This is a genomic window from Zoogloea sp. GDB6, assembly GCF_056724105.1.
Map to the genome: position 1 here is coordinate 683,062 of NZ_CM161497.1, position 17,791 is coordinate 700,852.

Below are 17,791 nucleotides of genomic sequence, written 5' to 3' on the forward strand. Positions count from 1 at the left end.
CGAAGAACACCCATTTTCCCCGAGAGACCATGAGCCAGAATCCCCCGCCCAATCCCCTCAAGCTGGCCAGCAAGCTGCTGCTCAAGCCCTACGACCTGGACTTCGAGGATCTCGACAAGGTCTTCGGCAAGCTGTTCCGCCACAAGCTCGACTACGCCGACCTGTACTTCCAGTACCACCGCTCCGAGGCGTGGAGCCTGGAGGAGGGCATCGTCAAGTCGGGTAGCTTCAACATCGAGCAGGGCGTCGGTGTGCGTGCCATCACCGGCGAGAAGACCGCCTTCGCCTACTCCGACGACATCAGCCTGAAGGCCCTCAAGGATGCCGCCGATGCGACCCGCGCGATCGCCGACAGCGGCCGCCGCAAGACCCACAAGATCGAGGCCGTGAAGAAGGCGCCGCTGGCCCTGTACCGCGCCGACAACCCGCACGATTCCCTCGACGACGTGGCCAAGGTCAAGCTGCTGGAGCGTCTCGAGGCGATGGCCCGTGCCGAGGACCCGCGTGTCAAGGAAGTCATGGCCAGCCTGGTCGGCTCCTGGGAAGTGGTGCTGGTGGCACGCAGCGACGGCCATCTGGCCGCCGACGTGCGCCCGCTGGTGCGGGTGTCGGTGTCGGTGATCATGGAAGAGAACGGCCACCGTGAGCAGGGCTCCGGCGGTGGCGGCGGACGCTACGACTACGGCTACTTCAGCGACGAGGTGCTGTCCGGCTTCGCCAAGGCGGCGGTGCATCAGGCGCGCGTCAATCTCGGCGCCAGCCCGGCCCCGGCCGGCACGATGACCGTCGTGCTCGGCAACGGCTGGCCCGGCATTCTGCTGCACGAAGCCATCGGCCACGGCCTGGAGGGTGACTTCAACCGCAAGGAAAGCTCGGCCTTCAGCGGCCGCATCGGCCAGCAGGTGGCCGCCAAGGGCGTCACCGTGGTGGATGACGGCACCTTGCCGGACCGCCGCGGCTCCCTGACCATCGACGACGAGGGCAACCCGACCCAGCGTACCGTGCTGATCGAGGACGGTATCCTGGTCGGCTACATGCAGGACATGCTCAACGCCCGCCTGATGGGCGTCGCCCCCACCGGCAACGGCCGCCGCGAATCCTTCGCCCACCTGCCGCTGCCGCGCATGACCAACACCATCATGCTGGCCGGCCAGCACGAGCCGGCCGAGATCATCGCTTCGGTGAAGAACGGCCTCTATGCCGCCAACTTCGGTGGCGGGCAGGTGGACATCACCTCCGGCAAGTTCGTCTTCTCCACCTCCGAGTGCTACCTGATCGAGGACGGCAAGGTCACCCGTCCGGTGAAGGGTGCCACGCTGATCGGCAACGGCCCCGATTGCCTGACCCGCGTGTCGATGATCGGTAACGATCTGGCCCTCGACCCGGGCGTCGGCACCTGCGGCAAGGATGGCCAGAGCGTACCGGTCGGCGTCGGCCAGCCGACCTTGCGCATCGATGGCCTGACCGTCGGCGGTACCGGCGCTTGAGCACGATGGAGCGGCGGCGCTTCCTGGCCCTGGCCGGGGTCTGCAGCAGTCTGGCGGTGAAGGGCGTGCTGGCAGCGCCCGCTCCGGCGGAGGCCGTCGGCGGTTCCAGCCTGGCCATTGCCATCAACAAGGCGGGGCGTCAGCGCATGCTGTCCCAGCGCACGGCCAAGGCCTGGTTGATGCGGGTGCTGGGCGTGCAAGCCGACCGGGCCGGCATCCTGTTGAGCCGTTCGGTGCAGCTCTTCGACCTGCAGATGACCGAGTTGAAGGCCATCCAGCCCGGCGACGAGGTGCGTGCCGCATTGCCGCAACTGGAACAGGAGTGGGGCCGCTATCGCCCGCTGCTCAACGACCCCCGTAGCGATCCCAAGGCGGTGTGGAGCGGCAGCGAGGCGGTGCTGACGGCCGCCCACAAGCTGACGCTGGCCTATGAAAAGAGCGCCGGTTCGCCGGCCGGCCAGCTGGTGAACCTTGCCGGTCGTCAGCGCATGCTGTCCCAGCGCATGGCCAAGGCGTATTTCTTCCGCCAGCTCGGCGTCAATGCCGGCCCCGCCGGTGAGATGCTCGACGCGGCGGTCAAGGAATTCGCCAAGGCCCACGAGACGCTCAAGGCCAGCCCGCAGAACACGCCGCAGCTCAAGACCGAACTGGCGCTGGTGGAACAGCAGTGGTTCTTCTTCCGCAACGCGTTGAGCCTCAACACCGCAGCCGACCAGAAGAAGGCCGCGGAGGCGGTTGGTTCCACCAGCGAACGTATCCTCGAGCAGATGGACCTGGTCGTCAGCCTTTATGAAAAGCTGGCCCGTGATGCGTGATCGGGCGCTTGCCCGGCTGCGGGGGGCGACCTTCGCAGCTGTTACCGTGTTGCTGGGCGCCTGCGCGACGCCGTCGTCCTCGCCGCAGGCCATCCAGCGCCTCGACCCGGCCGAACTGGCCCGGCTCGGGGCGGCCCGCCCGGAGCCGCCCTTGAGCCTCGACGAGATCCTGCGCCAGTCCCGCGCCGGCGTGCCGACCGCGACGCTGCTGGATACCCTCGCGCGTACCAGCACCCGCCATGCGCTCAGCCCGTCCGAGGCGATCCGTCTGCGTGAGCAGGGCGTCGCACCCGAGGTGCTTGATGCGATCACCGCCACCCAGGAACGCTGGGCCCGCGACCAGGCCACCGCCGACAAGGTGCGCCGCGATACCGAGCAGGCCGCCGCGCTCGACAAGGCGAAGGCCGACGCGGAGCGTTACCGCATGCAGTCGCAGCCCTACTGGGACCCGCTGTGGTCCTATCCCTACGCCTATCCGCCGGGCTACCCGGGCTGGCGCGGCTATGGCGGCATCGGCTGGGGCGGGCGCATCCGGCGCTGAGCCCGCTGCATTCCCCTCTCAGAAAAGTGCTAACTGCCGGTCGTCGCCGGGCCGCGGCGGCGGGCGGAAGGCCGCCGTGTTGAGGCGTCGCCGCGAACGGTTGAGTCCCAGCCGTTCCGCCAGCCGCTGCATGCGCTGGCTGTAGAGATCGGCGAAGACGCCCTCACCGCGCATGCGGTGGCCAAAGCGCTTGTCGTACAGCTCGCCGCCGCGCAACTGGCGCAGCAGGCTCATCACGTGCCGGGCCCGGTCGGGGAAATGGCTGTCCAGCCAGTCGGCGAACAAATCCTTCAATTCGTAGGGCAGACGCAGCAGCGCGTAGCCGGCGGTATCGCTGCCGGCCGCGTGGGCCGCTTCGAGCACCGCTTCCAGCTCGTGGTCGTTGATGGCCGGGATCAACGGTGCGAACAGCGTGCCGACCGGCACCCCGGCCGCGTGCAGGCGTTCCATCGCCGCCAGGCGCCGGGCCGGCGTCGCTGCGCGGGGTTCCAGCTTGCGGGCCAGCGCCGGGTCGAGGGTGGTGATCGAGAAGATCACGTGCACCAGGTCGTCCCGCGCCATGTCGGCGAGCAGGTCCAGGTCGCGCTCGATCAGCGCCGACTTGGTGACGATGGACACCGGGTGGCGCGTCTCGGCGAGGATCTCCAGCAGCTGGCGGGTCAGGCCGAGGCGCCGCTCGACCGGTTGCCAGCCATCGGTGTTGATGCCCAGCGCGATCGGCTCGCAGCGGTAGCCGGGGGCGGCCAACTCACGGCGCAGCACCGCCGGTGCGTCGGGTTTCCACGCAATCTTCGTCTCGAAATCCAGCCCCGGCGACAGGCCCAGGTAGGCGTGGGTCGGTCGCGCGAAGCAGTACGCGCAACCGTGCTCACAGCCTTTGTAGGGATTGACCGACTGGTTGAAGGGCACGTCCGGCGAGCTGTTGCGGGTGATCACCGACTTGGCCTGGTCGAGGATCAGCGTCGTCGCCGGGCCCCTGGGCGGGTCAGCGGTGTCGTCCGCAGCGTCAGTGGCGCTTTCCCAGCCGTCGTCGAAACCGTCGCGGCGCCAGGCTGCGAAGCGGCTGTCCGGGTTCAGGCGGCTGCCGCGTCCGCGGGGTGGGGCAGGCTTCATCGGAATTGTGTGTATAAAAATACAGTATATCCAATCGCACCGATCTTGCCGATCGATGCGTTTACGCCTTTTTTATGTGGGCGGTGCAACAATTTGCATTGTCTTCCCCTCGGGCGTCCCGACCGGCGCCGCGCCCCATGCCCGTTCCCTTGCCCCGTCTGCTGTTCGAATCGCAATCGGTGCGCTTCCGCTACTTGCTGGCCGTGCTCGTCTGCGTGCTGGCGCTGGGCGTGGCGCTGTCCCTGCGCGATGTGCTCGATCTGGCCAACGCGGTGATGATCTTCCTGCTGGCCGTCGTGCTGGTGGCCAGTCGCCTCGGGCGTGGGCCGGCGGTGGCGGCCTCCCTCGCCTGTGTGACGCTGTTCGATTTCTTCTTCGTGCCGCCGCGTTTTTCGTTCGCGATCAGCCACGGCCAGTACCTGGTGACCTTCCTGGTGATGCTGGCGGTGTCGCTGCTGATCGGCCAGCTCACCGCTGGCCAGCGCCGGCAGGCCTACGACGCCGGCCGCCGGGAGCGCATCGTCCGCGCGCTGTACGACCTCGCCAAGCGTCTGGCCGGTGTGCGCCAGCCGGGGGAGGTGGATCGGGCCCTGCAGGACTTCATCGGCAGACAGCTGGGGGCCGATGCATGGCTGCTGCTGCCCGGCGCCGACCGTGGCCTGCGGGTGGAGAGCTTCGCGGCGGGTACGCTCGGCACACTGGACATGCAGATCGGCCACATGGTGCTCGACAGCGGCCGCGTCATCGAGTCGGGGGCCTCCGAGCGGCCCGGCCGGCGCCGCCATTTCCTGCCGCTGGCCGGGGCTGGCGAGGTGTGCGGTGTGCTGATCGTCTCGCTGGCCGAGGATGCGATCGACGAGCTGCCGCTGCTGGAAGCCCTCACCTCGCTGGCGGCGACGGCGGTGGAGCGCCTGCACTTTGTTGCCGCTGTCCAGTCGGCGCAGCTGGAGGCGGAGTCCGAGCGCTTGCGCAGCTCCATCCTGTCGGCCTTGTCCCACGACGTGCGTACGCCGCTGACCGCCCTCTACGGGATGGCGGACTCCCTGGCACTGCTGCGCGAGCCCTTGCCGGACGAGGCGCGCGAACTGGCGGCGGCGATCCGCGAGCAGGCCCTGCGCGTGAACGGAATGGTGGACAAGCTGCTCGACATGGCCCGTCTGCAGAGCGGCCGCGTCAGCCTGCGCAAGGACTGGCAGTCCATCGAGGAGGTGGTCGGCTCCAGCCTGCAGCTGCTGGGCCCGGCGATGGCGCGGCATCCGGTGCGCACCAGCGGCCTTGGCGAGTTGCCGCTGGTGCAGTTCGATGCCGTGCTGCTGGAGCGGGTCTTCTGCAACCTGTTCGAGAACGCCGCCAAGTACGCGCCGCCGGATACGCCGGTCCATGTCAGCGCCCGCGCCGGCGCCGAGCTGCTCGAAGTGCAGGTGAGGAGCAGCGGCGAGGGTTTTCCGCCGGACCGCCTGGAGCAGGTCTTCGAGCTGTTCGAGCGGGGCGGCAGCGAAGGTCCGGTGGCCGGCATGGGCGTCGGCCTGGCGATCTGCCGCAGCATCGTCGAAGCCCATGGCGGCACCATCCGCGCCTTCAATCCACCGGCGGGGGGCGGCTGCGTGGCTTTCACGTTACCCCTTGGCACACCGCCAGCCATCGATGTCGAGGCGCTGGAATCCGGAGTGTTGCCATGAATGGTCCGCAGATCCTGGTTGTCGAGGACGAACGCCAGATCCGCCGTGTCGTACGTTCTGCGCTGGAGTCCGAGGGCTGCCGCGTGCAGGAGGCGGACAGCTGCGGTCAGGCCCTGATCGAGGCGGGAAACAGTCGGCCGGACCTGGTGATCCTCGACCTCGGCCTGCCGGATACCGATGGTGCCCACTTCATGCAGGACTTCCGCAGCTGGTCGTCGGCGCCGGTGCTGGTGCTGTCGGCCCGTTCCACCGAGCATGACAAGATCGACGTACTCGACGCTGGCGCCGACGACTACTTGACCAAGCCCTTTTCCATCGGCGAGTTGCAGGCCCGTGTGCGGGCGCTGTTGCGGCGCGGGCGCGCCAATGCCGGCACCGAGGCGGCGCAGGTCGGCTTCGGCGACGTGGAGGTGGATTTCTCCCGCCGCCTGGTCAGCCGCAAGGGCGAGGCGGTCAAGCTGACGCCCATCGAATACCGCCTGCTCGCCGTACTGATCGCCCACGCCGGCCAGGTGATGACCCATCGCCAGCTGCTGCGCGAGGTGTGGGGCACGGCCTCCACCGACAGTAACCATTACCTGCGAATCTATGTAGGGCACCTGCGCCACAAGCTGGAGAGCGATCCGGCGCAGCCCCGTCATTTCCTGACCGAAACTGGAGTGGGTTACCGCTTCCAGCTCTGAAACCCGCAGCCATCGCATCAGTCCTTCCGGAGTCCTGCATGAGCCAATCCGACAGTCATTCCCGTTCCGGCCTGGTCGGCCTCGCCCTCGCCGCCCTGGGCGTGGTCTATGGCGACATCGGCACCAGCCCGCTGTACGCCTTCAAAGAGGCCTTCACCGGCCCTCACGGCATCGATCCCTCGGAGGTCAATGTGCTCGCTGCGCTGTCGGCCTTCTTCTGGGCCGGCCTGCTGATTGTTTCGATCAAGTACGTGTGGGTCGTGCTGCGCTTCGACAACGAAGGGGAGGGGGGCGTGCTGGCCCTCACCGCGCTGGCCCAGCGGGCCTCCCACCGGCCGCGCTGGGCGATGACCGCGGTGGGTTGCGGTATCTTCGCCGCCGCGCTGTTCTATGGCGACGCCATCATCACCCCGGCCATCTCGGTGCTGTCGGCAGTGGAAGGTATCAGCGTCGCCACGCCGCAGTTCGAGCACTACGTGGTGCCGATCACCGTCGGCATCCTGGTCGGCCTGTTCATGATCCAGAAACACGGCACCGGCCGGGTCGGGCAGTTCTTCGGGCCGATCACCGTGGTGTGGTTCCTGGCCCTCGGCGCCCTCGGAGTTGGCAGCATCCTGCAGACACCGGAGGTGCTCCGCGCCCTCGATCCGCGCTACGCCATCCAGTTCGCCATCGAACGGCCGCACACAGCCTTCATCCTGCTGTCGGCGGTGTTCCTGTCGCTGACCGGCGGCGAGGCCTTGTACGCCGACATGGGCCACTTCGGCGCGCGGCCGGTGCGTCTCGCCTGGTATGGCCTGGTGTGGCCGTCGCTGGTGCTCAACTACTTCGGCCAGGGCGCGCTGGTGCTGCGTTCGCCGGTGGCCATCGAGAACCCCTTCTACCTGCTCGCGCCGGACTGGTTCCTGCTGCCTCTGGTGGGCCTCGCCACCCTCGCCACGGTGATCGCCTCCCAGGCCACCATCACCGGCGCGTATTCCATGACCCTCCAGGCCGGCCGCCTCGGCTACCTGCCGCGCCTGCGCATCCTGCACACCTCCGACACCGAGAGGGGCCAGATCTACATCCCCAGCGTCAATTGGCTGATGCTGGTGGCGGTCATCGTGCTGGTGCTGCAGTTCCGCTCCTCCGGTGCGCTGGCGGCGGCCTACGGCATCGCCGTGTCGGGCACCATGATCATCACCACGCTGCTCACCGCCTTCATCCTGCTGATGGCCGAAGGCCGCCGCCGCGTCGGCCTGCTTGCCGCGCTGGCGCTGTTCGGTGTGCTGGAACTGCTGTTCTTCAGCTCCAACCTCACCAAGCTCGGCGAAGGCGGCTGGATGCCGATGGCCCTTGGCGCGGTGATCTTCCTGCTGCTCACCACCTGGAAGGAGGGCAGCCTGCTGCTCGCCAACCAGCGCTGCAAGATCGACGTGCCGATGGCCGGCTTCGTGCGCGGCCCGCTGCCCGACGTGCCGCGGGTGTTCGGCACGGCGGTGTACCTCACCTCCGAGCCGAGCCTGGTGCCCAGCGCGCTGTTCCACAACCTCAAGCACTACAAGGTGATGCACGAGCGCATCATCTTCCTGCACGTGGTCAATGAAGGTATCCCGCGGGTGGACGACGCCGAGCGGGTGGCCGTCACCCAGCTGGCGCCGGGCCTCTACAACGTCGATGCGCGCTTCGGCTTCCGCGAGGAACCTGATCTGCCCGCCGCCCTGGCCCTCGCTGCCAGGTTCGGCCTTGAGCTGGAGGAGATGACCACCACCTACTTCGTCGCCCGCGCCCGTATCGTCGACGGCCCGGGGGGGATGCCGCGCTGGCGCTGCGGCCTGTTCGCCTGGATGATGCGCCAGTCGGAAGGCGCGGCCAGCTACTTCAAGCTGCCGGCCAACCAGGTGGTGGAACTGGGCACCCAGGTCATGCTGTAAGGCCGCCATGGCTTCCGGGCGGGTGCATCGGCTAGAATCGACGATTCATATCAAGCAGCCGACAGGATTCACCATGCATTCCGCCTCGAAAGCCCATATCGACGACGTCCGGATCAAGGAGATCAAGGAACTCGCCCCGCCCGCCCATGTGCTGCGGGAATTCCCCGCTTCGCCGAAGGCTGCGGAAACGGCCTTCGCGGCGCGCAGCGCGATCCACCGCATCCTGTTCGGCGCCGACGACCGCCTGCTGGTGGTCATCGGCCCCTGTTCGATCCACGACACCGACGCGGCGATGGAATACGCCCGCCGCCTGCAGGCCGAGGCCGAGCGGCTCAAGAACGACCTGCTGGTGGTGATGCGCGTCTATTTCGAGAAGCCCCGCACCACCGTCGGCTGGAAGGGCCTCATCAACGACCCGCTGCTCGACGGCAGCTTCCGCATCAACGACGGCCTGCGCATCGCCCGCAAGCTGCTGTCCGACGTGAACGACCTGGGCCTGCCGGCCGCCACCGAGTTCCTCGACATGATCACGCCGCAATACGTGGCCGACCTCATCGCCTGGGGCGCCATCGGCGCGCGCACCACCGAGAGCCAGGTGCACCGCGAACTGGCCTCCGGCCTGTCCTGTCCGGTGGGCTTCAAGAACGGCACTGACGGCAACATCCGCATCGCCGTGGATGCCATCAAGGCCGCCCAGTCGCCGCACCATTTCCTGTCCGTCACCAAGGCCGGCCATTCCGCCATCGTCAGCACCACCGGCAATGAGGACTGCCACCTGATCCTGCGCGGCGGCAAGGGCCCCAACTACGACGCCGCCAGCGTCAACGCCGCCTGCAAGGAACTGGCCGCCTCCGGCGTCACCGGCAAGCTGATGATCGACTTCTCCCACGCCAACAGCAGCAAGCAGCACAAGCGCCAGGTGGACGTGGCCCGCGACGTGGGCGGTCAGATGGCCGCCGGCGACGACCGCATCATCGGCGTGATGGTCGAGTCCCATCTCAAGGAAGGCCGCCAGGACCTGAAGCCCGGCGTCGAGCTGGAATACGGCAAGAGCATCACCGATGCCTGCATCGGTTGGGAAGACAGCCTTACCGTGCTCGACGTGCTGGCCGATGCCGTGCGTCAGCGCCGCGTGCAGCGCGCCGTGCCGGAATGATCCGGTAGCACTTCTGATGCATCGAAGAGGCTCCGCGGGAGCCTCTTTTTATTTGGGGCCGGCGGCGCATTCCCGTGCCCCGCCGGCAGGCCTTGCCGCTGGCGGGGCGTGCCTTGGCCGCGGCGCGCCCCGCTGCGCCGCTCAGACGTCGAGGAAGGGGTTCCAGCCGCTGCGGGCGAAGCCCGCTTCGCCCATCAGGATGTCGAGGGCCAGGCTGGCCAGATCGTCGGCGATGGGGTCGGCCTTGGGATCCTTGTCCTGGTAGAGCACCTTGCGGTAGCTGCCGCACTCTTCGCAGCTCTCGGCGCTGGCCGCCGGCCACGGGTTGGCGGGCGCATCCTCCAGCCGGTGCCGGGACACTTCCCGCACGGAGTCGCAGGACGTGCAGCGGGCCCGCATGGCGTTCCACTGGGTGTTGCACAGGGGGCAATGGAGGTAGCGCAGCCCGGCCACGCTTCCGCCGATCCGCACCACTGCCGCCACCGCCGGCGTGCCGCAGCAGGGGCACAGGTCGCGTTCGGTGTGGGGCGTGTCTGCGCTGACCGGCATCCGGCTGGCGTGCCGGGTCCACACCACCTGGAGGGCGGCCCAGACGAGGGCGCGGCTGCCGGCGTCGGCGTCTCCTGCGTCGTCGCTCAGCACGGCGCGGCCGAGGGCGTCCAGTCCGGCGGGATCGGTGGCGCGCAGGCCGGCGATGAGGGCGCGGGTGGCGGCCGGTGCCGCCGGCAGGCTGTGTTCGAGCAGATGATGGAGGACGCTCTGCCAGCCGGCGGGGAGCTGGCTCCCGCTGGCCGGGAAGCTGCAGTCGTCAGGCTTGGTGACGAGGGCCGGCAAGGCGAAGGCCTCCTGCTGGGCGATGTGCAGCCCCGCCAGGAAGCGCAGGGCCGCCTCCATCGGGTGGCCGTCGGCCAGCGTATCGAAGCGGGCCGCGCGGGTGGCGAAGAGATCGTTGCCCGGCGGCAGGATCCGCGGTGGGGTATCGGCGGAGCTGAGGATCAGCTCGGGCGCTTTCAGTTGGGACATCGGGATTCCATGGAGTCGGGCCGGCGTCCCTCTGCGGGGCCGGCCGTGGGTGGATCAGTCGGAGGAGGGCTGCAGGCCCTGCGGATGGGCGTAGACCACCAGTCGGCGCCCGCGGGCGAAACCGGCCAGCGTGACGCCCAGCCCAGTGGCCAGGTCCACCGCCAGGGCAGTGGGGGCCGAGACCGCGACGAGGCAGGCGATGCCGAGGGCGGCCACCTTCTGGACCATCTCGTAGCTGGCCCGGCTCGACACCAGCACGAAGCCGCTGCCGATCTGCCACTGGCGGTCGGCCGCCAGATGGCCGAGCAGCTTGTCGAGGGCATTGTGGCGGCCCACGTCCTCCCGCAGCGCAACGATGTGGCCGTCGCCGTCGACCCACGCGGCGGCATGCACCGCGCCGGTCGTTTCGCGCAAGCGCTGCCGCGCGGGCAGCTCCGCCAGCGCAGTGGCAACCCGCGCGGCGTCGATCCGGTGGGCTGGGGCGACCGGCCGCAGCGGGCGGGCCAGCGCCTCCAGGCTCTCGATGCCGCACAGGCCGCAGCCGGTGCGGCCGGCCAGGTTGCGGCGGCGTTCCTTGAGGGCCACGAAGCGCTCGGTGGCGATCTGCAGGCGGATTTCGATGCCCTGCGGGGCGGCCAGGCAGTCCACCTCGTACAGCTCGCCGCGGCGCTCCAGGATGCCTTCGCTCAGCGCGAAGCCGAGGGCCAGGTCTTCCAGGTCGGTCGGGGTGGCGAGGAGCACGGCGTGGGAGATGCCGTTGAAGACGAGGGCGACGGGCACTTCCTCGACCACGTCGTCGAGGCAGCGCTCGGTCGTTCCGCCGTCGATGCGCAGCACCGGCGTCGGGCGCAGCGCGGGCCACTGGGCGGGGTCGTGGGGTGCCCGTTCGGGCAGCGTGCAGGAGAGATCGGTCATGGTGTCCTTTCCGGGCATCGGCTCAGCGTCGGCCGGGGCGTGCGCGGGCACGTCCCGGCCGTGTCATCGGCGCAGGCTCAGCGCTTGTTGCCGGTCATCTCCCGGTACCAGCGCGGATGGTGCTTGCGGGCCCAGGCGTGGGTGACGACGCCTTCCACCATCGCGCGGATGGTGCCCTTGACCCACAGGGCGGCATACACGTGCACGATGATTCCGGCGATCAGCGCCAGCGCGCTGGAGGCATGCACCAGCAGGGCCACGCGGATCAGCGGGATCGGGAAGGACGCGGCGAAGTAGGGCCGCCAGGCGACGATGCCGGAGAGCAGCAGCAGCGCCATGCAGCCCGACATCAGCCAGAACATGCCCTTCTGGCCGCCGTTGTAGCGGCCAGTGTCGCCGACCTCGCCACCCTTCATCACGGTGCCGACCGCCTTCATCCACTTCACGTCCTCGGCGTCGATGAAGTTGTGGTGGTAGTAGCGGAAGAACTGGCGCAGGAAGGCCAGGAACATCACCACCCCGACGAAGGGGTGGATGATGCGCGCCAGCTGCGGCGTGCCGAACACCCCGGTGAGCCAGAAGAAGGCCGGGTAGAAGAAGGCCAGCCCGGAGATCGCCAGCAGGATGAAGCACACCGCCACGATCCAGTGGTTGATGCGCTCGGGCGCGGAATAGCGCTGGATGAGTTGCTCTTTCACTTGACGGTCTCCTTTTCGTCTTCTGCGTGCTCGTCATCGGCCCGGTTGGGGCCCACGGTGATGTAGTGGAAGAAGCCGAACAGCCCGGCCGCGGCGATGCCCAGCGTGGCCACCGGCTTGAGCAGGCCCTTCCACAGGCTCACCGTGGCGCTGATCGCCGGGTCCTGCGGCAGGCCCGAGTACAGCGGGGCCTTGTCGGCGTGGTGCAGCACGTACATCACGTGGGTGCCGCCGACGCCGGCCGGGTCGTAGAGGCCGGCGTTGTCGTAGCCGCGCTTCTTCAGGTCGGTGATGCGGGTCGCCGCCACTTCCTTCATGTCCTCCTTGCTGCCGAACTGGATCGCGCCGGTCGGGCAGGTCTTCACGCAGGCCGGCTCCTGGCCCACCGCCACGCGGTCGGAGCACAGGGAGCACTTGTAGGCCTTGTTGTCCTGCTTGGAGATGCGCGGCACGTTGAACGGGCAGCCGGAGACACAGTAGCCGCAGCCGATGCAGTTCTCCTCGTGGAAATCCACGATGCCGTTCTTGTACTGGATGATGGCGCCGGGCGAGGGGCAGGCCTTCAGGCAGCCGGGGTCGGCGCAGTGCATGCAGCCGTCCTTGCGGATGAGCCATTCGAGCTTGCCGTTCTCCTCCACCTCGTTGAAGCGCATCACCGTCCAAGCCTGGTCGGAGAGGTCCACCGGGTTGTCATAGACGCCGATGTTGGTGCCCACCTCGGCGCGCAGCTCGTTCCACTCCGAGCAGGCCACCTGGCAGGCCTTGCAGCCGATGCAGGTGGTCACGTCGATCAGCTTGGCCACTTCCACCGTGTTGCGCACTTGCGGGGTGGCCGTGGGGGTTGCGGAGCGGCGCAGGATGTCCAGGGATTGCAATGCCATGTCGGGTCGCTCCTCAGGCTTTCTCGATGTTCACGAGGAAGGATTTGTATTCGGGGGTCTGGGTGTTGCAGTCGCCGACGAAGGGCGGCAGCGCGTTGGTGAGGTAGCCCTTGCGGGTCACCCCCTCCCAGCCCCAGTGGAGCGGAATACCGATCTGGTGCACCGTCTGGTTATTGACGGTGAGGGCCTTGACCCGCTTGGTGACCACCGCCTTGGCCTTGACGAAGCCGCGCCGCGAGCTGACCTTGACCCAGTCGCCGTGGGCGATGCCCTTCTCCCTGGCCAGCGCTTCGCCCACTTCGACGAACTGCTCCGGCTGGGCGATGGCGTTGAGGCGCACCGACTTGGTCCAGAACTGGAAGTGCTCGGTGAGCCGGTAGGTGGTGCCCACGTAGGGAAAGTCCTTGGCGGTGCCGAGGCGCTCCCGGTCGCCCTTGAACATGCGCACCGCCGGGCTGTTGATCACCTTGGGATGCAGCGGGTTGGTGCCGATCGGCGACTCCATCGGCTCGTAGTGCTCGGGGAAGGGCCCGTCCACCAGCTTGTCCACCGCGAACAGGCGGCCGACGCCCTCGTGGTTCATGATGAAGGGGTTCATGCCGGAATCCGGCGCAGCGTCGATCTTGAAGTCCGGCACGTCGGCGCCGACCCACTTCTCGCCGTTCCAGGCGATCAGCTTGCGCTGCGGGTCCCACGGCTTGCCGGCCGGGTCGCAGGAGGCGCGGTTGTAGAGGATGCGCCGGTTGGCCGGCCACGCCCACGCCCAGCCCGGCGTGTTGCCGCAGCCGGCGTCGGTGTTGTCGCGGCGGGCCATCTGGTTGCCGGCCTGGGTCCAGCAGCCGGAGAAGATCCAGCACGCGCAGGTGGTGCTGCCATCGTCCCGCAGGGCTGCGAAGCCCGGCAGCTGCTCGCCCTTTTTGGCGATGATCTTGGTCGAGTCCTTCGGATCGGTCACGTCGGCCAGCGCGCGGCCATTGAGCTCCTTGGCCAGCTCTTCCGGCGTCGGGTTCTTCGGGTCCTTGTAGGGCCACGACAGGTTGAGGATGGGCTCCGCCACGTTGCCGCCGTCCTTCTGGTAGAGCGCCCGCAGCGCGACGAAGAGTTCGCCGATGATCTCCTGGTCGGACTTGGCCTCGCCGGGGGGCTCGGCGCCCTTCCAGTGCCACTGCAGCCAGCGGCTCGAATTGACGATGGCGCCGTCTTCCTCGGCGAAGCAGGTGGACGGCAGGCGGAACACCTCGGTGCCGATCTTCGCCGTATCCACCGGGTTGGACTCGCCCTGGTCCTTCCAGAAGGTGGACGTCTCGGTGGCGATCGGGTCGATGACCACCATGTACTTGAGCTTGCTGAAGGCCTCGCGCACCTTGGTCGCATCGGGGAAGGAGGCCAGCGGGTTGAAGCCCTGCACGATCAGCCCGTTCACCTGGCCCTGGTGCATCAGCTCGGTCATCTGCAGCACGTCGTACAGCTTGTCCCACTTGGGCAGCCAGTCGTAGCCCCAGTTGTTGTCCTTGGTGGCCTTGTCGCCCCAGAACCACTTGAGCAGGCTGACCATGAACTTGGGCGTGTTCGACCAGTAGTTCAGCTGGTCCGGGCGCACCGCCTTGGGGGTGTTCCTGGCGAGGTACTCGTCAAAGGTCGGGTGGGCCTTCTCGTTGGGCAGCGTCAGATAGCCGGGCAAGGCCGTGGACAGCAGGCCCAGATCGGACAGGCCCTGGATGTTGGAGTGGCCGCGCAGTGCATTCACGCCGCCGCCGGGCATGCCCACGTTGCCCAGCAACAGCTGGATCATCGCCATCGTGCGGATGTTCTGGGCGCCGACGGTGTGCTGGGTCCAGCCCAGCGCGTAGAGGATGGTGCCGACCTTGTCGGGCCGTGCGGTCTCGCCCAGGTGCTCGCACACCTTGATGAAGCCTTCCAGCGGGCTGCCGGTGATGTTGGTCACCACCTCCGGCGTGTAGCGCGCGAAGTGGGCCTTCATCAGGTTCCACACGCAGCGCGGGTGTTCCAGCGTCGGGTCGGTCTTCGCCATGCCGGCGGCGTCCAGCTCGTAGCTCCAGGTGCCGCGTTCGTACTTGCCCTTGTCGGCGTCGTAGCCCGAGAACAGGCCGTCCTCGAAGCCGAAGCCCTCGCTGACGATCAGGCTGGCGTTGGTGTAGGCCTTGACGTAGTCCCAGTGGATCTTGTCGTTGCTCACCAGCCAGTTGATGATCCCGCCCAGGAAGGCGATGTCGGAGCCGGCGCGGATCGGCACGTAATGGTCGGCCACCGCGGCGGTGCGGTTGAAGCGCGGGTCCACCACGATGAGCTTGGCGCCGCGCTGCTTCTTGGCCTCGATGGCCCACTTGAAGCCGACCGGGTGGGCCTCGGCCGCATTGCCGCCCATCACCAGGATGAAGTCGGCGTTCTTGATGTCCACCCAGCTGTTGGTCATGCCGCCGCGGCCGTAGCTGGCCGCCAGCGCCGCCACGGTGGGGCCGTGGCAGATGCGGGCCTGGGCGTCGGTGGCGACGATGCCCAGCGCGCGCATGAACTTCTGCGTGAGGATCCCGGTTTCGTTCGACGAGGCCGATGCGGTCAGCATGCCCGTCGACGTCCAGCGGTTCACCGCCACGCCGTCGGCGTTCTTGTGCACGATGTTGGCGTCGCGGTCGGCCTTCATGTGTTTGGCGATGCGTTCGACCGCCTCATGCCAGGAGATGCGCTTCCATTCGGTGGCACCGGCTTCGCGCACCTCCGGGTACTTGAGGCGCCCCGGGCTGTGGATGAAGTCGAGTAGGCCGGCGCCCTTCGGGCACAGGGAACCGCGGCTCACCGGATGGTCCGGGTCGCCCTCGATGTGGATGATCTCGGCCTTGGCGTTCTTGGCGCCGTCGCCCAGGCTGTACATCAGCAGGCCGCAGCCCACCGAACAATAGGTGCAGGTGTTGCGGGTTTCCACCGTGCGGGCCAGGCGGTACTGGCGAACCTCTGCCATGGCCGTGCCCGGTGCAAAACCCATCACCCCCAGGCTGGATGCGCCCAGCCCGGCGGAGGTGATCTTGAAGAACTGCCGCCGTGTGACTTGCATTGACTCCTCCCTCTGGAAATCTGTCCTTGTGCTGCCGCATCGCCATTGCCCCTAGCGGGCGGGCATATGCGTGAAGGATCGGCAATTGCAAAGACAATGCCAGGGGTGTGGTCTTTTCAAATCAAGGCATTAGCAGCCCCGATGCATGAAGCGCGGGACAAAATGTCCCTCCGCCGGGTCAATATGTCCCGCCGCACTGCCGAAGGCGGCGGCGCTGCGCAAACCCATCGGCCTGCATGGGCGCCCCGCTCGAGGGCGGACAGGGCTTCCCGCGTGTCGGGAATCTTTACACCGCCGGAGCTCCGCCTCCGCCAGACGCTTGGAGCCACTCATCAAGGGCTTAGGAATCAAGCAATTAAAAGTCACTGCCCGGATTGGTAGGTTAATTGCTAAACCCCTCGCAGACGACGGTCCGCATCGAAACCGGCCGCTGGCCCGGCCTCTCTCGCGAGTGTGAATGCCGTGCGCTTCCTGCTGCTGCTCATCGCGCTGTTGCTGGTTTCGCCCTTGTCCGGGTGCGGTGGCGGTACGTCACCCGATCAGCGCGACAGCGAGCAGGCCCTGCACAAGGTGGCCGTCGCCGACATGCCGGCCCTCTCCGATTGCCTCCAGCGCATCAGCACGCATCTCAATACCGCCGGTGGCCAGGAGCAACTGGGTATCTCCTGCGCAGTGGGCACCTATTCGGGCCGCAGCACCGGCGGTTACGACTGTTCCCTCAAGGTGGATGTGGCTCCGGCTGAACTGCGCCTCTCCATCCAGGACCGCGAAATCTCCATTCCCCTCGGCCCTACCGCCTATAGCGCCGATGGCCGCCCCCTCATGAACGTGGAAGACGCCAGCCTGCCCGGCCAGCCCGGTTTCCAGGCAGTGCGCTACGTGGCCGGTAGCGCCGACGAGGCGCTCACCGAGACCCTGACCCTGCGGCTCGGCGGCGGTACGCCGCGCCTGCCGAAGATGATTTACCAAAGCGTGAGGAACAACCAAGCCCAGACCACCGTATGCAATTTCGGCCGCTGACGGTCGATCTCCACCGCCGGTTGCCAAGCTGAATCCAGCCAAGGAGGGAATATGCGTCTGAATTCGTCATATCCATGCGTGTCCCGTGTCCTGCGTGGCGCCACCCTTGCGATGGCTGTCGGCATCAGCGCCCCGGCGCTTGCCGCACTGGTCACCTATCAGGCCCAGGGCAACTTCAATGCCGCCATCGCCGGCCTCACCGCCACCACCACCGACTTCGACGGCATCGCGCCGGGCACCAGCTACCCGCCGGGCAGCGGGCCGGCCGGCTCCGGTTTCACGGTCGGCCTGACGGCTGGCAGCGCCAGCTCAGGCTTCAACCTGCCGACGGTCGGCAGTGTCTTCTGGACGACCTCCGGCACCCACTACCTCGGCCTCGACAACCCGGATACCGCCTTCGAGTCCGGTGACGCGCTGGTTTTCAGCTTCTTGTCCCCGGTGCAGGGCTTCGGCCTCTACGTGGTGGGCGGGCGTGACCTGCTGGACATCCAGGCAGGGGCGGTGACCCTCACCGTCGATGGCGCGACCCTCGCCATCTCGTCCATCGACTACCTCGCCAGCGGCAATGGCGATTACGCCTTCTTCCTCGGCTTCGCCACCGACGACGGCAGCACCTTCAGCAGCGCCACGCTGACCGTGGGCGACGGTTCGGGCGTGATCCCGGTGACGGTGGATGACGTCACGCTGGCCCGTACCCCCGACAACGGCACCCCTCTGCCCGAGCCGGGCAGCCCGTTGCTGGTGTCCACCGCGATGGCGGCCGCATGGCTGCGTACACGTATCGCCCGTTCTTGATC

At 68.0% G+C, this 17,791-nt stretch carries 15 protein-coding genes; 9 read left to right on the forward strand and 6 right to left on the reverse strand.

All coding sequences use genetic code 11. The features are described from left to right. Window positions 1–29: 29 nt before the first annotated feature. Genes tldD through AC1PQG_RS03085 form a run of 3 tightly spaced genes read left to right on the forward strand, consistent with a single transcriptional unit; the run spans window position 30 to window position 2,843 of the window. On the forward strand, window positions 30–1,487 hold the full coding sequence (gene tldD, locus AC1PQG_RS03075) for a metalloprotease TldD (protein ID WP_481121207.1): 1,458 nt from the start codon (window positions 30–32) through the stop codon (window positions 1,485–1,487). 5 nt (window positions 1,488–1,492) lie between these two features. Next, entirely contained in the window at window positions 1,493–2,302 is an 810-nt protein-coding gene (locus AC1PQG_RS03080; protein ID WP_481122960.1) for a type IV pili methyl-accepting chemotaxis transducer N-terminal domain-containing protein, read from the forward strand. Next, a complete protein-coding gene (locus tag AC1PQG_RS03085) occupies window positions 2,277–2,843 on the forward strand; it encodes a hypothetical protein (protein WP_481121208.1) in 567 nt (188 codons plus the stop codon). The genes AC1PQG_RS03080 and AC1PQG_RS03085 overlap by 26 nt, the downstream gene beginning before the upstream one ends. Window positions 2,844–2,861: 18 nt before the next feature. On the opposite strand, the gene AC1PQG_RS03090 is transcribed toward AC1PQG_RS03085, so the two are convergent. Next, window positions 2,862–3,956, reverse strand: coding sequence for a PA0069 family radical SAM protein (locus AC1PQG_RS03090; RefSeq protein WP_481121209.1), 1,095 nt, complete (start codon window positions 3,954–3,956; stop codon window positions 2,862–2,864). Between the two features lie 137 nt (window positions 3,957–4,093). On the opposite strand from AC1PQG_RS03090, the gene AC1PQG_RS03095 reads away from it, so the two are divergent. The 4 genes from AC1PQG_RS03095 (at window position 4,094) to aroG (ending at window position 9,387) form a co-directional block, all read left to right on the forward strand. Next, complete coding sequence (locus AC1PQG_RS03095; RefSeq protein ID WP_481121210.1) at window positions 4,094–5,635, forward strand: DUF4118 domain-containing protein; 1,542 nt, start codon at window positions 4,094–4,096, stop codon at window positions 5,633–5,635. Beyond that, window positions 5,632–6,318, forward strand: coding sequence for a response regulator (locus tag AC1PQG_RS03100; protein WP_481121211.1), 687 nt, complete (start codon window positions 5,632–5,634; stop codon window positions 6,316–6,318). The genes AC1PQG_RS03095 and AC1PQG_RS03100 overlap by 4 nt, the downstream gene beginning before the upstream one ends. A 38-nt stretch (window positions 6,319–6,356) precedes the next feature. Further along, a complete protein-coding gene (locus AC1PQG_RS03105; RefSeq protein WP_481121212.1) occupies window positions 6,357–8,231 on the forward strand; it encodes a potassium transporter Kup in 1,875 nt (624 codons plus the stop codon). Between the two features lie 73 nt (window positions 8,232–8,304). Further along, a complete protein-coding gene (gene aroG / locus AC1PQG_RS03110) occupies window positions 8,305–9,387 on the forward strand; it encodes a 3-deoxy-7-phosphoheptulonate synthase AroG (RefSeq protein WP_481121213.1) in 1,083 nt (360 codons plus the stop codon). Between the two features lie 141 nt (window positions 9,388–9,528). On the opposite strand, the gene fdhE is transcribed toward aroG, so the two are convergent. The 5 genes from fdhE to fdnG all read right to left on the reverse strand — a co-directional run bounded on the left by fdhE (window position 9,529) and on the right by fdnG (window position 15,974). Next, entirely contained in the window at window positions 9,529–10,410 is an 882-nt protein-coding gene (fdhE, locus tag AC1PQG_RS03115; RefSeq protein ID WP_481121214.1) for a formate dehydrogenase accessory protein FdhE, read from the reverse strand. A 54-nt stretch (window positions 10,411–10,464) separates the two neighbouring features. Then, complete coding sequence (fdhD, locus tag AC1PQG_RS03120) at window positions 10,465–11,325, reverse strand: formate dehydrogenase accessory sulfurtransferase FdhD (protein ID WP_481121215.1); 861 nt, start codon at window positions 11,323–11,325, stop codon at window positions 10,465–10,467. A gap of 77 nt (window positions 11,326–11,402) precedes the next feature. Next, window positions 11,403–12,023, reverse strand: a complete 621-nt coding sequence (locus tag AC1PQG_RS03125) for a formate dehydrogenase subunit gamma (RefSeq protein ID WP_481121216.1) — start codon at window positions 12,021–12,023, stop codon at window positions 11,403–11,405. Next, window positions 12,020–12,904 (reverse strand): formate dehydrogenase subunit beta, encoded by an 885-nt coding sequence (gene fdxH / locus AC1PQG_RS03130; protein WP_481121217.1) that lies wholly within the window; start codon window positions 12,902–12,904, stop codon window positions 12,020–12,022. Before fdxH ends, AC1PQG_RS03125 begins: the two co-directional genes overlap by 4 nt. Window positions 12,905–12,917: 13 nt before the next feature. Next, window positions 12,918–15,974, reverse strand: a complete 3,057-nt coding sequence (gene fdnG, locus AC1PQG_RS03135; RefSeq protein ID WP_481121218.1) for a formate dehydrogenase-N subunit alpha — start codon at window positions 15,972–15,974, stop codon at window positions 12,918–12,920. A 462-nt stretch (window positions 15,975–16,436) separates the two neighbouring features. Between fdnG and AC1PQG_RS03140 the strand changes: the two genes are divergently transcribed. Further along, window positions 16,437–16,994 (forward strand): hypothetical protein, encoded by a 558-nt coding sequence (locus AC1PQG_RS03140; RefSeq protein WP_481121219.1) that lies wholly within the window; start codon window positions 16,437–16,439, stop codon window positions 16,992–16,994. Window positions 16,995–17,045: 51 nt separating this feature from the next. Continuing rightward, window positions 17,046–17,789: a hypothetical protein gene (locus AC1PQG_RS03145; protein ID WP_481121220.1), complete on the forward strand. Its 744-nt coding sequence runs from the start codon at window positions 17,046–17,048 to the stop codon at window positions 17,787–17,789. The last annotated feature ends 2 nt before the right edge of the window (window positions 17,790–17,791 follow it).